The 14849-nt window shown below is 35.4% G+C and carries 16 protein-coding genes, 1 pseudogene and 1 riboswitch; of the genes and pseudogenes, 11 read left to right on the forward strand and 6 right to left on the reverse strand.

Annotated features, from left to right (window positions below; translation table 11 throughout):
- The first annotated feature begins 63 nt into the window (after positions 1 to 63).
- A complete protein-coding gene (locus AB3X49_RS02760; protein WP_367960393.1) occupies positions 64 to 156 on the forward strand; it encodes a DUF3948 family protein in 93 nt (30 codons plus the stop codon).
- 70 nt (positions 157 to 226) lie between these two features.
- Here the strand turns inward: AB3X49_RS02760 and AB3X49_RS02765 are convergent, their stop codons facing one another.
- Positions 227 to 832: a lysophospholipid acyltransferase family protein gene (locus tag AB3X49_RS02765; protein ID WP_367960395.1), complete on the reverse strand. Its 606-nt coding sequence runs from the start codon at positions 830 to 832 to the stop codon at positions 227 to 229.
- 336 nt (positions 833 to 1168) lie between these two features.
- Between AB3X49_RS02765 and AB3X49_RS02770 the strand changes: the two genes are divergently transcribed.
- Positions 1169 to 1264 carry a DUF3948 family protein gene (locus AB3X49_RS02770; protein ID WP_002124767.1) on the forward strand — a complete coding sequence of 32 codons (96 nt, stop codon included), beginning with the start codon at positions 1169 to 1171 and terminating at the stop codon, positions 1262 to 1264.
- 69 nt (positions 1265 to 1333) lie between these two features.
- Here the strand turns inward: AB3X49_RS02770 and AB3X49_RS02775 are convergent, their stop codons facing one another.
- Both AB3X49_RS02775 and AB3X49_RS02780 read right to left on the reverse strand, forming a co-directional pair.
- Positions 1334 to 1474, reverse strand: a complete 141-nt coding sequence (locus tag AB3X49_RS02775; protein ID WP_002063481.1) for a YrzO family protein — start codon at positions 1472 to 1474, stop codon at positions 1334 to 1336.
- A 21-nt stretch (positions 1475 to 1495) separates the two neighbouring features.
- On the reverse strand, positions 1496 to 2464 hold the full coding sequence (locus AB3X49_RS02780) for a DMT family transporter (RefSeq protein ID WP_002167140.1): 969 nt from the start codon (positions 2462 to 2464) through the stop codon (positions 1496 to 1498).
- A 127-nt stretch (positions 2465 to 2591) separates the two neighbouring features.
- On the opposite strand from AB3X49_RS02780, the gene AB3X49_RS02785 reads away from it, so the two are divergent.
- Positions 2592 to 3458 carry a LysR family transcriptional regulator gene (locus AB3X49_RS02785; protein ID WP_002063480.1) on the forward strand — a complete coding sequence of 289 codons (867 nt, stop codon included), beginning with the start codon at positions 2592 to 2594 and terminating at the stop codon, positions 3456 to 3458.
- Positions 3459 to 3713: 255 nt separating this feature from the next.
- Positions 3714 to 3815: a DUF3948 family protein gene (locus tag AB3X49_RS02790; protein WP_001060020.1), complete on the forward strand. Its 102-nt coding sequence runs from the start codon at positions 3714 to 3716 to the stop codon at positions 3813 to 3815.
- 65 nt (positions 3816 to 3880) lie between these two features.
- On the opposite strand, the gene AB3X49_RS02795 is transcribed toward AB3X49_RS02790, so the two are convergent.
- Positions 3881 to 4828, reverse strand: a complete 948-nt coding sequence (locus AB3X49_RS02795) for a substrate-binding domain-containing protein (protein WP_215574282.1) — start codon at positions 4826 to 4828, stop codon at positions 3881 to 3883.
- A 144-nt stretch (positions 4829 to 4972) separates the two neighbouring features.
- Here AB3X49_RS02795 and modA point away from each other — a divergent pair, with 144 nt between their 5' ends.
- The 3 genes from modA to AB3X49_RS02810 all read left to right on the forward strand — a co-directional run bounded on the left by modA (position 4973) and on the right by AB3X49_RS02810 (position 7610).
- Positions 4973 to 5779, forward strand: a complete 807-nt coding sequence (gene modA / locus AB3X49_RS02800) for a molybdate ABC transporter substrate-binding protein (protein WP_367960399.1) — start codon at positions 4973 to 4975, stop codon at positions 5777 to 5779.
- A gap of 5 nt (positions 5780 to 5784) precedes the next feature.
- Complete coding sequence (gene modB / locus AB3X49_RS02805; RefSeq protein ID WP_002169310.1) at positions 5785 to 6459, forward strand: molybdate ABC transporter permease subunit; 675 nt, start codon at positions 5785 to 5787, stop codon at positions 6457 to 6459.
- A gap of 299 nt (positions 6460 to 6758) precedes the next feature.
- Positions 6759 to 7610 carry a GRP family sugar transporter gene (locus AB3X49_RS02810; RefSeq protein WP_367960401.1) on the forward strand — a complete coding sequence of 284 codons (852 nt, stop codon included), beginning with the start codon at positions 6759 to 6761 and terminating at the stop codon, positions 7608 to 7610.
- Positions 7611 to 7677: 67 nt separating this feature from the next.
- On the opposite strand, the gene pnuC is transcribed toward AB3X49_RS02810, so the two are convergent.
- On the reverse strand, positions 7678 to 8328 hold the full coding sequence (gene pnuC / locus AB3X49_RS02815) for a nicotinamide riboside transporter PnuC (RefSeq protein ID WP_002091429.1): 651 nt from the start codon (positions 8326 to 8328) through the stop codon (positions 7678 to 7680).
- Between the two features lie 196 nt (positions 8329 to 8524).
- Between pnuC and proC the strand changes: the two genes are divergently transcribed.
- The 4 genes from proC to AB3X49_RS02835 all read left to right on the forward strand — a co-directional run bounded on the left by proC (position 8525) and on the right by AB3X49_RS02835 (position 14374).
- On the forward strand, positions 8525 to 9328 hold the full coding sequence (proC, locus tag AB3X49_RS02820) for a pyrroline-5-carboxylate reductase (protein ID WP_002091431.1): 804 nt from the start codon (positions 8525 to 8527) through the stop codon (positions 9326 to 9328).
- Position 9329: 1 nt separating this feature from the next.
- On the forward strand, positions 9330 to 10163 hold the full coding sequence (pgoN, locus tag AB3X49_RS02825; protein WP_002063472.1) for a glyoxal/methylglyoxal reductase: 834 nt from the start codon (positions 9330 to 9332) through the stop codon (positions 10161 to 10163).
- Between the two features lie 154 nt (positions 10164 to 10317).
- A riboswitch (SAM riboswitch) is annotated at positions 10318 to 10422 on the forward strand.
- A 135-nt stretch (positions 10423 to 10557) separates the two neighbouring features.
- A complete protein-coding gene (locus AB3X49_RS02830; protein ID WP_367960404.1) occupies positions 10558 to 12198 on the forward strand; it encodes a peptide ABC transporter substrate-binding protein in 1641 nt (546 codons plus the stop codon).
- Between the two features lie 535 nt (positions 12199 to 12733).
- A complete protein-coding gene (locus AB3X49_RS02835; protein ID WP_367960406.1) occupies positions 12734 to 14374 on the forward strand; it encodes a peptide ABC transporter substrate-binding protein in 1641 nt (546 codons plus the stop codon).
- Positions 14375 to 14420: 46 nt separating this feature from the next.
- Here AB3X49_RS02835 and AB3X49_RS02840 read toward each other — a convergent pair.
- Positions 14421 to 14694, reverse strand: a pseudogene (locus AB3X49_RS02840) (hypothetical protein).
- Positions 14695 to 14849: the final 155 nt, after the last annotated feature.

Consider the following 14849-nt stretch of genomic DNA (forward strand, 5'->3'; position numbering starts at 1 on the left):
TTTTCCGCTCTTATCGATGCAAAAGCTGTTGCTTCTACATTAAACAGGTAAGGAGAATGCATTATGAACAACATCACTTTTAATAAATCAGATTTTTTAGGACTAGCTAGCGGCACGGTTCTTCTTACTGCTTTCATTTACGCTGCTACACTATAACTTTGTGTCCCCTTTCCCCTTTATATAAATAATAATAAAAAAGACGACCATCTATACCCGGTCGTCTTTTTTATCTTTGATTCGGCTGCAAAACTTCCTTTAGTTCTTCAAACTTTGCATTTAATTCATCTGTCATCATCTTCATAGCCGTTTTTCGATCTATTTGTTCTTCAGCATCGATTTGAATTGGGTCTCCAAAAACTAATCGCGCTTTTTTTCCTTTTATCAATTCTTTTATACTTGATGGACCAACATAAGCTGCCGGTATTAACGGAACGTTAGAACGCATTGCAATCGTAACAGCCCCAGCTTTTAGTGAAACGTCTTCTGATGACCTCGTCCCACTCGGGAAAATCCCTACTACTTTTCCTTCTTTTAATAAACGTGATGGAATTTTTAATGTGCTTGGCCCTGGATTCGCACGGTCTACAGGGAATGCATTTACATTTTTAAAAAACCAATTTTTAAATTTCCCTTCAAACAATTCTTTTTTTGCCATGTAATGAATTTGGGTTGGGTACATTCCTGCCGCTAGCATTAAAACATCCATAAAACTTGTATGTGTACACGCAACAACGTAAGGGCCATCTTCCGGTAATTTCTCTCTCCCTTGTACTTCTACCTTCCCAGCCATTTTAAATATATATTTCAACGAAAATGTAATTGGTTTATACATTTGTTTCGTTCCTTTCTGAATATCCGAAGTATAATCATTTTCTTACAACGATTATAACACTAAGTTTTAGGAGTTGGTAATAAAAATAAGTATTTATTGTTAAATTTCAATTCTTACAAAAGTGTAATTTTCTTGTAAGCTAATTCGATAGTGGCTCCCTCCACTATCTTATACAATTAAGTCAGAAAGTAACAACAACCATTTGAAAAGGAGCGGATCTATATGATGAACAAAATGAAAACGAACAATTTCTTAAATACAATGTGCATAGTATTTTCCGCTCTTATCGATGCAAAAGCTGTTGCTTCTACATTAAACAAGTAAGGAGAATTTATAATGAATAACATGACTTTTAATAAATTAGATTTTTTAGGACTAGCTAGCGGCTCGATTCTTCTTACTGCTTTCATTTACGCTGCTACGCTTATATAACCTTGTTTCCCCTTTCCCCTTTATATAAATAATAATAGAAAAGACGACCGTCTATGCCCGGTCGTCTTTTTAATTTTTTCTTTCCTTCAAGTCTTTTAAAAGCTGTATCAGTTCAGCTTGTTGTTTTATATTTTTACGACCGTTTCGATTAATTGCTGCAAGCTCGCAGGCAACTCCAGCAGCAAAGAAAAACAATAAACTTTCTAACATATAAAATCCTCCAGTTGCCTATTAAACAGCTTGACGCAATTGCTTTTCTTGCAAAATTTGTTTATTTATATTTTCTTCTTTTCTCTGACAAACATTATTACGAATAAGCGCTGCAATAACAAATAATGTTCCTACAATATCAAATGTCGTTATTTTATACCCTTGTATCATCATAATAACTAACGTAGTAATTGGCACAAAGTTAATAAATAAAATACCATTAATGGATGATAAGATTTTCACACCGTAGTTCCAAGCAAGTAGTGCTACGATACCTGGTAATGTCATCATAAATAACAAATCATACTTCACAATAGAAATCGTTTCCATACTTGGAACAGACACATATCCAAGCACTGTAATGACTACAGTTATAATCCCTGTGACAGTTGTACCCAATACACACGTCAAAGTAGAATAGCGTAATGTTGACCAATCGCTACACGTTTGACCACCCATCGTATAAATTACCCATCCTACAACACCAACAAATATAAATGCTAGCGAAAACATGTTATCTTTCAATGTTAAAAAGAAACTCATATCACCTTTCGTAATAACAAATACAGCTCCTACAAATGCGATAATCATGCTCGTTATCATATACTTCTTCGGCTTTATATTTTTATATCCCCATAAAATACAAATTGAAATCATCGGCATAAGCGCCTCCATAATAGAAGCTACCATCACACCTGATTTTCCCATTAACATTTGTCCTAGAAAAATTAATACATTATATACGGTAAACGCCATTGTTCCAAAAAAGACGAGTAACTTTCCTCTTCCTTCTAAGCGAAATGCTTTCTTTCCTTCTTTCATTAGCAATAATACAATCAGTACAATTGCTACCGCCCCATAACGAATAAACGAAAAATAAAACGGATCTATGTATTCTAGCGCATGATCAGCAACCGGAAACATCGCTCCCCATGACATACTTGCAATTAAACACGCTAAAGCACCTATTATCATTTGACCTTTTCTCACCACAATCCCCCGCTTCTTTCTATTTGCACAAGGAGAATTGTAAAAGAAAAAATATATCACGTAAAATGATTCAAAATGATGTTAACTATCATTTATAATGATAGTTAACATCAAGGGGGAGCATAAAATGGAATTACGAGACTTACAAATCTTCCAAAGCGTTGCCGACCGCGGTAGTGTAAGTGGCGCAGCAAAGGAATTAAATTACGTACAATCAAATGTAACCGCACGTATTAAACAATTAGAAAACGAGCTGAAAACACCTCTCTTTTACCGTCATAAGAGAGGCATGACTTTAACAGCTGAAGGAAGAAAAATGCTCGTTTATGTTCATAAAATTTTGCAAGATGTTGAAGAGCTAAAGCAAGTGTTTTTAGATAGTGAAACACCATCTGGCATATTAAAAATTGGTACAGTCGAAACAGTCAGTACATTACCTACCATTTTGTCTTCTTACTATAAAAGCTATCCAAATGTCGATTTATCATTACAAGCCGGTCTAACGGAAGAACTTATTAGAGAAGTACTTGATCATCAATTAGATGGCGCCTTTATATCAGGTCCTATTAAACATCCACTAATTGAACAATACGATGTTAGTACTGAGAAATTAATGCTTGTTACACAAAATAAAGCTTTTCATATAGAAGAATTTACTACGACGCCCCTACTCGTTTTTAATCAAGGATGTGGATACCGTTCCAAGCTTGAACGATGGCTTAAAGATGAAGGTTTGCTACCAAAAAGAATTATGGAATTTAACATATTAGAAACTATATTAAATAGCGTAGCGCTCGGTCTTGGGATTACACTCGTCCCCCAGTCTGCGGTGCAGCACCTTTCTACAGCAGGTAAAGTCCACTGCCATCCAATTCCGGAGAAATACGGCAGTATTTCAACTGTTTTCATACGCCGTAAAGATAGTTACATGACCAATTCGATGCGCAGCTTTTTAAAAACAATTAAAGAGCACCATCATATCAATATGCTTTGAAGGACATTCTTACATGAATGTCTTTTTTTCTTACAAAAGTGTAATCCTCCCGTAAGCTAATTCGATAGTTGCAGGCAGCCATATTTCATATAATTAAGACAGAAAGCAGGGCAACAACAATTCGAAAAGGAGCGGATACGCATGATGAACAAAATGAAATCAAACAAATTTTTCAATACAATGGGCATGGTGCTATCCGCACTTGTCGATGCAAAAGCTGTTGCAACTACATTAAACAAATAAGGAGAGATTATAATGAACAACATTACTTTCAACAAATCAGACTTTATCGGACTTGCAAGTGGAGCTACTCTTCTTACAGCTTTCATTTACACACTTGCTCAAAGTCTTGTTTAACAATTCGTTTCCCCAAACCCCTTTATATATAGAAAAAGCTGCTCGTCTTATAGACAAGCAGCTTTTTAGTTTGTTTCATATATAATTTGGCCTGTTTTCGTAATATCGTATCCGCCAATCGCTTTTAACTCATTATGAAATTCTTCCGATTGCAGAATGTCTTTCATAACTTCAATAAGCTCTTCGTTTTCTTTATTCTTCAAAATTACTAAATCATACTGTTCTTTCATTATCGGAATAAAGTCTACATTTACAATTTGCGAAACCTTTTCTGACCCTACTCCAACATCAGCTTTTTCGTTCGCAACTTGCGAAGCAACACCAAGATGATTTGATTCTTCCCATTCATATCCACTAATATGTTCTTTATTTAACTTTTGAATTCGTAATTGTTCATCCACTAGCACCCTAATACCAGAGCCTTTTTCTCGATTCACAAATTTTATAGAGGATTGGGATATATCAGCCCACGTTTTTATTCCTTTCGGGTTCCCTTTTTGCACATAAAACCCAACATTTCTTGCCAATAAATTAATCATAATACATGGTTGTCCAACTAAAATACGCTTTACGTAAGGAACATTATACGTACCCGTTTCGCCATCAAACAAATGCAGACTAACGATACTTCCTTCTCCTTGGTACATCTTCACTAAACTCGTTAAACTTCCTTGATATGCTCTTAATATATTAGAATTGGGTAAACGATTTTCTATATGTTTTGCCAACATATCTAACGTTAGTTCTTGACCACTAATGATGCGTGTATTCGAGGTACTATTTTCGTCCTTCTTTACAGAATTAACTTGTACCTTCCCTGTTTTCATTTGCTTTATATATTGTTCTAAATCCGTTGCATCAATACGCATCTGTCTACCAACTCTATAAGAAGGCAGTTCTCCTTTTTTTATTAAGTCGTATACAGTTAATTTTGATACTTTTAATCGCTTTGCTACTTCTTCCGTTGTGTAGGAATGATGATCCATAGACGATTCCTCACTTTCTTCCTTCATTGTAACAAAGAAAAGAATATTTCTCCTATTTTTTAAAAACAACTCAATCGTTTAAATTATATTCAATTATAACTAGTTATATTTAGTTATATTTAGTTATATTTAGTTATAATTGAATATGTCAAAACGAAAGGGGATTTTTTTATGAACAAATTCACATTACGATCCATCGGGGCACTTATACTTTCTTTCCTTCTTATATTTAGTGCTGCTTGTACAAGTGGGGAAAAGAAAGAAAAGTCAGCTGCTAAAGAGGGACAAACAGTCGAACTGACTATCTCAGCTGCTGCTAGCTTACAAGATGCATTAAAAGAAATTGAAAAACAATATAAAGAGAAAGATCCTAATATTAAACTCTCTTTTAACTTCGGTGCTTCTGGTGCACTTCAACAACAAATCGAACAAGGTGCGCCTGCCGATTTATTCTTCTCTGCGGCAGAAGATAAATTTCAAACTCTTGTTAAAAAAGGATTCATTAATGAAAAAGAAGGGAAAAATCTTCTTGGAAATGAACTAGTTCTAGTCGTCCCAAAAGATAGTTCTCTTACAAAAATCCAAGATTTAAAAAATGAGAAAATCAAGAAAATCGCACTTGGTACACCCGAATCTGTACCTGCAGGAAAATATGCAAAAGCTTCTCTCACACATGAAAATCTTTGGAATGACGTTCAAAATAAAATCGTATTTACAAAAGATGTTCGCCAAGTGTTAACATATGTAGAAACAGGTAATGTTGATGCTGGTATTGTATATAAAACAGACGCTCTCGTTTCAGACAAGGTGAAAATTGTAGAGGCGGTAGCGGCTAATTCTCATGAACCAATCCACTATCCTTTAGGTGTTATAAAGGAATCTAAGCATAAGAAAGAGGCGACTTCATTCTATGAGTATTTGCAATCAAAAGATGCACAATCTATCTTTAAGAAATATGGATTTACAATCCTGCCATAATTGCTATGAGCTTTGATACAATTTTGTCACCTGTCTTTCTATCCTTGCGAGTAGCTGCATGCGCCACCATTATCGTTACGATTTTAGGAACGATTATTGGACGAGCATTAGCACGCTCCTCGTGGCGATATAAAGTACTACTAGAAACTATTTTCTTATTACCAATGGTGCTTCCACCAACTGTTATCGGCTTTTTTCTAATTATCATTTTTGGAAATAACAGTCCCATTGGAAAGTGGATTGAATCATTATTTCAGCAGTCCATTATGTTTACATCTACTGCTGCTATCATTGCTTCTACAGTCGTTGCATTTCCGCTCATGTATCAATCAGCAAAAACAGGATTTTCCATCGCGAATGTGCAAATTGAAGATGGTGCGCGCGACCTTGGTGCGAGTGAATATCAAGTTTTTCTACACGTTACACTCCCACTTGCATTCCCCGCGCTACTTAGCGGTATGATTTTAAGCTTCGTTCGCGCACTCGGGGAATTTGGTGCTACTTTAATGTTTGCAGGAAATATACCTGGCAAAACACAAACGATTCCAACTGCAATTTATATGGCTATTGATGCAAGTAATATGCAACTCGCTTGGACTCTTGTCATCATAACAATTAGCATGTCATTACTATTTTTATTATGTATTCAAATCATTAACAAGCGAATTACCACTTCCTAAAGCAGTTTTCGACAAAAGCTGCTTTTTTTATTTCCCGAAAAATAAAATGACCTAACTAATGACTGAATTTTATTTCTTATTTAAATATACATTTTATTTGAATTCACTTTCTAAAATAGGTAATTTCCTGTTATTATATGAAAGTGTTTCAAAAAGTGAAGAAATGAAAACGCATTTATATCGTAAGTTCTTCATCCTGTTTTAGCGATCGGTAATCTTCTACTCTATTAGTGGGGCATTACCGATCGTTAGAACGATATGTAATTATATTGGTATAGAAAACCGAAGGGAGTCTTGTAATGGACATTTTATTAGCGCTTCTTCCTGCAATCGCATGGGGAAACATCTTATTAGTAAGCGTAAAAATGGGCGGTGGTGCATATAGCCAAACGGTAGGTATGACAATCGGTGCTCTATTCTTCGCAACAGTTATGTATGTATTTACTCAACCAGCTTTAACAATGACAATCTTGATTGTTGGTTTTATTTCAGGTTTATTCTGGGCTTTAGGACAAGTAAACCAATTAAAAACAGTTGAAAAACTAGGTGTTTCAACTACTGTAACGATTTCTACTGGTATGCAACTTGTTGCAACTTCTATCTTTGGAGTTATCGCTTTCCGCGAGTGGACTACTACAACAACGATCGTTATGGGAACGATTGCAATCCTATTAATCGTAATTGGTGTTGTATTCACATCATTAGACGATAAAGAAAATGCACAGCCACCAGGACAATTGAAAAAAGGACTTCTTACTTTAATTGTTTCTACTTTCGGCTATCTTGTATATGTAATTATTATTCGTTGGTATAACATCGATGGTTGGTCTGCTATTTTACCACAGGCAGTTGGTATGTTCGTTGGTGCGGTTGTACTGACGTCTAAACATAAACCATTTAACAAATATGCAATGCGTAATGCTTTATCTGGTTTACTATGGGGAACAGGAAACTTATTCTTACTTCTTTCATTACCACGTGTCGGAGTAGCGACAAGCTTCCCATTATCTCAAACTGGAATCGTTATCTCAACATTCGGTGCGATTGTCTTCTTAGGTGAAAAGAAAACAAAACGTCAATTGATCTTTATTGCACTAGGTAGTGTTTTAATTATCGGCGGCGCTGTATTGCTTGGTATGACAAAAGCATAAATTCACACTATATTTAACCCCCCTGAAACGTATATGCTTCAGGGGGGTTTTTGATTATAATTATTTTCTAAATATAATTATTTACACGTTCTCGCTCTTTATGGTTTTTCTTCCATTCTAGCAAGCCATCGATACATAAAAATAGATTAATAATAGCTAATACTAACATGACGTATAAGCCCGTTGAAATATAAATCACAATGCTAACTATGTTATACAAAATCCATAAATGCCAATTTTCTAAGATTTTTCGGCTCAGCATAAATTGAGCTACTAATCCTAATACAGCGTTTAAAGCATCTAAATATGGACTTGTCGATTCTAAATAACGGACTTGATAATATCCCCAACCAATCCAAGCAACTAAAATAAAAAGTATATAAATAATCCATCCTTTCAAATCTAAGCGAACTGTCGGTTTTACCTTCTCCTCCCCACTACGCGCAATCCAGTAATACCAACCGTACACATTAAATATAAATTGGAAGGCTGCTAATACTGCCATTGCGTATAAGCCTTGTGTAGTGAAAATATACAGAAATACCGCAACTGTAATCATCCCAAATAAAAAGTTTGATACCTTTTCCCTTGCAAGTAACCAAACATTAATAATCCCCATAACCGATGCGAAAATTTCAATATAACTTGATCGGATATAGAATCCAACTAATATGCAAATAATACTAGAAATGAGTAAAAAAAGTGGACTTCTAACCATATTTATCTCTCCCCAGATATGTAATAAACTCCCTATCAACAGTATAAGAAATAACTCTTATACTTACTATAAATTTTCTCCTGTAAAACTCCCCACTCATCTATTCCACTTACGATAAGCCGTTTCTTTTTACAAAATTCTCTTAAAAATGGTATCGTTTTTTATAACATATTCTCATCAGAAAGGAATAAAGGATATGCCTAATAAACATCGAATTTTATTTATTGGTGCCGGTCGTATGGCAGAAGCTATATTTGCTGGACTACTTACAACAAGTAAAGAATACATCGAAGAAATTATTGTTTCCAACCGAAGTAACATAGAAAAACTAACGCAATTACAAACTCAATATGATCTATCGATTACAACAGATTGGAAACAGCATATTAAATCTGTAGATACAATCGTTTTAGCAATGCCGCCTGTCGCACATGAACAGCTATTAGCGGATCTATCCCCTCTTCTAACTAATCAATTTGTCGTGACAGTTGCTGCCGGAATCGGACCATCTTATCTAGAAGAAAGACTTCCCCAAGGGACACCTGTTGCTTGGATTATGCCAAATACAGCTGCTGGAATTGGAAAGTCTATCTCCTTATATACGACGGGACATTCTGTAGATGAAACACATCAAGAAACGTTACAACTTCTTTTAAAAGGTATCGGTACCTCACAGTTTTGTACCGAAGAGGAAGTTCACCAACTTACCGCAGTTACTGGTAGTGCACCCGCTTTTCTCTATCACTTTGCTGAAGGTTTAATTGAAGCAACGAAAAGCTATGGTATTGATGAGGAAACAGCAAAACACCTTGTCATTCAAATGATTGCTGGCTCTGCCGCTATGCTCCAGCAAAATCAGGATCCAGCTATGCTCCGCGAACAAGTAACAACACCAGGAGGTTCAACGGCTGAAGGCTTAAAAGTTCTATATGAAAATAATTTTTCAGAAGTCATTCAACAAGCAGTTGAAGCGACCAATAAAAAAGCTAGGGGGAATTAATATGACTTTAACAAGTTTAAACGACTATACAACATTACATAACGGCGTGAAAATGCCTTGGTTCGGCTTGGGTGTTTTTAAAGTTGAAGATGGTACAGAAGTAATTGATTCTGTAAAAGCAGCTATAAAAAATGGATACCGTAGTATCGATACTGCTGCGATATATAAAAACGAAGAAGGCGTTGGACAGGCAATTCAAGAATCTGGTATTCCTCGTGAAGAGTTATTCATCACTTCAAAAGTGTGGAATAGTGATCAAGGTTACGAGTCAACACTACAAGCATTTGAAACTACATTAGAAAAATTAGGTCTAGAATATTTAGATCTATATTTAGTACATTGGCCTGTAAAAGGAAAATACACTGAATCATGGAAAGCTTTAGAGCAGCTTTATAAAGATGGTCGTGTTCGTGCTATCGGTGTGAGTAATTTCCATATTCACCATTTGCAAGACGTATTTGAAATTGCAGAAATTAAACCAATGGTTAACCAAGTGGAATACCACCCACGTTTAGCACAAGAAGAATTACATGCCTTCTGTAAAGAACATAACATCCAGCTTGAGGCTTGGTCACCATTAATGCAGGGGCAGCTACTTAATCACCCAACATTACAAGAAATCGCTACGAAATATAATAAATCGACTGCACAAGTTATTTTACGTTGGGATCTACAAAATGAAGTTGTAACAATCCCTAAGTCTATTAAAGAACACCGCATTATTGAAAATGCAAACATCTTTGACTTTGAATTAAGCTCGGATGATATGAAAGCAATTCAAGCTTTGAATGAAAATCATCGCGTTGGTCCAGATCCAGATAACTTTAACTTCTAGTAGGGAAACCACTGCCATATGCAGTGGTTTTTTTATTTTTAATAAAACTGAAAATTTAAACTATATTCCATTTGATTGACACTTCATTATCTAAGGTGTAAGATTTTGAATTATCAAAGAAACACAAAAATTAATAAAATTTATTTGTTTACTCATTGTATCAAGAGAGGTGGAGGGACTGGCCCTTTGAAACCTCGGCAGCAGGTTCATTTTGAATACTGTGCCACTTCCTGCAAGCTTTGTGCTTGAAAGATAGAATGAGGGACTTCGTTTATATACGGGTGCATAACTTGTACGTAAAAATCCCTCTTTCTCAATACGAAAAGAGGGATTTTTTGTTTTTCATTTCCCTCATCATCATCCAATCTTATTAACTATTTAGGAGGAAAATCAAATGAAAAAGAAGTTTGTACCCGGTATTGCATCAGTTGTAGGAGTAAGTATTTTATTATCTGGTTGCGGTAGTTATAAAAACGAAGCGAGCGGAGCAAATGCAAAAGATGAGGCACCTAGTAAGCAAGTTTTAAACTTATCTTCGCCTACTGAGATTCGAACAATGGATACGGCTCGTGCTACAGATACTGATTCTGGTCAAGTAATGAGAAACGTATTTGAAGGTTTATACAATCTTGGTGAAGGTAATAAACCTGTTCCTGGCGTTGCGAAATCTCATGAAGTAAGTGCTGATAAAACGAAATACACATTCCATTTACGAGATTCAAAATGGTCGAACGGCACACCTGTAACAGCGAAAGATTTTGTCTTCGCTTGGCAAAGAGCTGTCGATCCAGCAACAGCTTCTGAATATGCTTTTTTATTCCTGGATATTAAAAACGCTAAAAAAATTAATAGCAAAGAACTCCCATCCGATCAACTTGGTATAAAAGCAGTTGATGACCATACGTTTGAAGTAGAATTAGAGCGCCCTGTTCCGTATTTTATTAGCTTAACGGCGTTCCCAACATTTCTACCAATCAACGAGGGATTCTTTAAAGCACAAGGTGATAAGTACGCTTTAGAAGATAACAAAATCTTGTACAACGGAGCTTTTACACTAAGCGATTGGAAGCATGAACAAAGCTTTAAATTTAAGAAAAACCCTACCTATTGGGATAAAGATAATGTCAAACTCGAAGAAATCAATTTCAACGTTGTGAAAGAGAAATCAACAGAAGTAAATTTATTCGAATCCAAACAATTAGACCGTATAAAACTAACATCTGACTTCGTTGATAAATATAAAAAGGATGCTAACTTTAAAGAACGTCCGAACGTAGGGGTACAGTTTTTACGTATGAATCAGCAAAACAAAGTACTTCAAAACGTTTCTGCACGCCAAGCAATCGATCAAACAATTGATCGAAAATCTTTTGTAAATACGTTATTAAATGATGGCTCTACACCAACCTTTAGTCTCGTGCCGAAAAACTTTGCAAAAGGGCCTGATGGAAAAGACTTCCGTACTGCAAACAGCGATTTAACAAAAGTTGATACAACATCTGCACAAGAATTATGGAAGAAAGCAAAAAAAGAACTTGGTTCTGAAAAGATAACATTAGAATTATTAACAAGTGATGGTGACCTTGAGAAGAAAACTGGTGAGTTCCTAAAAGGACAACTAGAAAAGAATTTAGATAGCTTAACGGTAAATATAAAACCGCAACCACGTAAACAACAAGTTTCACTCTTATTAAAAGGTGACTACGAGATTGGAATTGACGGTTGGAGCCCTGACTTTGCTGATCCAATTACATTCCTTGAACTATTTACGACGAATAACCCTTACAATTTAGATCATTACTCTAATAAAGAGTTTGATGACACAATTGAAAAAGTTAAAACTACCTTGGCTGGTGATGAAAAAGCTCGCTGGGAAGCGTTACTAGCATCAGAAAAAATCTTATTTAAGGACTCTGTTATCGCTCCTCTTTACCAAAAAGGAGAATCTTATCTAGAGCGTTCTTATGTGAAAGGCATTGTGCAAGTAGACTTTGCAGGTCAATTAAACTTCAAATGGGCAAAAATTGAAAAATAAAGTGAAACTTTAATCAGTGGGGGTTCTTCATCCCCCACTGATTATCAGCCCCACCAATCGGGCTTTTACGGGCAGTTGATACCCCCTAACTTCTTTGCTTTCACTGAATTTTGAGGTGAGGATCTTACTGCCCGTTAATGCGGGATAAAATGCAACTTAGATCATCGTGTTCCCACCCACACCAATTGTTTTTTTAGCAAAATATATTAAAAGCAGATTCCCTAATATGAGGAAATCTGCTTTTTCAATATATTATTCCAAGAAATTAACACTCCACTTTTTATTATTGACATATAGTTCTTTCCAGTGTTAATATTCTAAATAATCAAAGAAACAAAATATTTTACCATCAAAATGTAATGTCTACTAAGTTGAAACATATAACGATAGATTATAGTTCAACATGTATATACATATAGAATACCTGATTACCTATATACACATATTTATAATAGGTTTTCTCTCCTTCTATAGCTACACTTCAAGACATGGACATTATGACGTTACGAACAACACATTTAGGGAGGAAAGAACAATGAAGAAAAAAGTTGTACCTGTTGTTGCATCTGTTTTAGGGGCAAGTCTACTACTAACTGCTTGCGGGGGAAATAAAGATAATGCAGGCGGAGCAAAAGCGAACGATAAAGCACCTGATAAACAAGCGATTAACTTATCATTTGCTTCAGAAATTCCAACAATGGATGTTGCAAAAGCGACGGATGGGGAATCCATGAATGTAATGAGAAATGTTTTTGAAGGTTTGTATGCAATGGGAGAAGATAATAAACCAATCCCTGGTGTCGCTGAGTCAGTTGACATTAGTCCCGATAAAACAAAATATACATTCCATCTTCGTGATTCGAAATGGTCAAACGGTACTCCTGTTACAGCAAAAGATTTTATTTTCGCTTGGCAACGTGCCGTTAACCCTGAAACAGCTGCTGAATATGCATTCTTATTCTTTGATATAAAAAATGCGAAACAAATAAACCAAAAAGAAGTAGCAATCGATCAATTAGGCGTTAAAGCTCTTGACGATAAAACTTTAGAAGTACAACTGGACCGCCCTGTTCCCTACTTCTTAAGCTTAACGACATTTGCAACATTCTTACCAATCAATGAAGAGTATTTAAAATCTCAAGGTGATAAATACGGTTTAGAAACGAATCATTTAATTTACAACGGGGCTTTCACATTAGATAACTGGAAACATGAACAAAGCTTCCAATTGAAGAAGAACCCTAACTATTGGGATGCTAAAACTGTAAAACTAGAAGAAATCAACTTCAATGTCGTTAAAGATAAATCTACAGAAGTTAACTTATATGATTCAGGACAAATTGATCGTGTTGCTTTAACTGCGGAGTTTGTTGATAAGTATAAGAACGATTCCAACTTCAAGGAACGCGCTGAAGTAGGTATTCAATTCTTACGACTAAATCAAAAAAATGCAGTATTAAAGAATCAACATGCACGTCTTGCTATTAACGAAGCAATGAATAAGAAAGCTTACGTAGAAACAATTTTAAATAACGGTGCAATTCCAGCCGAAGGAATGGTTCCTGCGAAGTTCGCAAAGAGCCCAGATGGCAACGACTTCCGTAAAGAGAATGGAAATCTAGTCAAAGATGATGTGAAAACAGCAAAAGAAAACTGGAAGAAAGCGAAACAAGAACTTGGTACTGACAAAGTAACAATTGAACTATTAACAAGTGATAATGCTTTAGCTAAAAAGACTGGCGAATATTTAAAAGGTGAACTAGAAAAGAATCTAGATGGATTAACAGTGACTTTAAAACCTCAACCACGTAAACAACAGTTAAAACTACTATTAAGTGGTGATTACGAAATCGGAATCGATGGCTGGGGCCCTGACTTCGCTGATCCAATTACATTCTTAGATCTATTCACAACCGATAGTGCTTATAACTTCGATAAATACTCTAACAAAGAGTACGACGAGCTTATTCGTAAAGTAAAAACTGATTTAGCTGGTGATGAAAAAGCACGCTGGGAAGCAATGAAGCAAGCTGAAAAAATCTTATTACAAGATGGTGCTGTCGCTCCTTTATACCAACAAGGTCGCTCTTACTTACAACGCTCTTTCATTAAAGGACTTGTAACAACAGACTTCGGCGGTGAGTTTAACTACAAGTGGACAGAAGTTGCAAAATAATAAACGCTAGTAAAAAAGGTATCCCACGAAGGATACCTTTTTTACTTTACGCTTCTTTAACTATAGAACTTCTCCTCTTTACTATCCCTTTTATACCTATAGTGATTCCCGCTACCAATTGTGTAACTAGTATAATAAGTAATAATGAAATAATATTTTCCTCCAAACTAACTCCGCCGAATATTATTGTATAATAACCCATTGGCTGCGTATGTTGCGGGAAATAATCCCAAACGGCAAACCTGTTTTTCCAATGCAGTGATAAATACATATGTATTAATACTAAGAAGACTAAAAGGACGATTATCAACTCTCTTCATAGCTCTCTTTTTGTATTGAACCAAAACTCATCATAAATATAACCATAAATATCAAATATGTTCTCCACGTCAAAGAAGGTATATGCCCTGACCAAAGATAACTGATATTACGTCAATAAAATAGACACAGAAAATTTAAATTATGCAGCCTCTGA

It is taken from the genome of Bacillus sp. C30, assembly GCF_040838255.1.
Lineage (GTDB): Bacteria > Bacillota > Bacilli > Bacillales > Bacillaceae_G > Bacillus_A > Bacillus_A mycoides.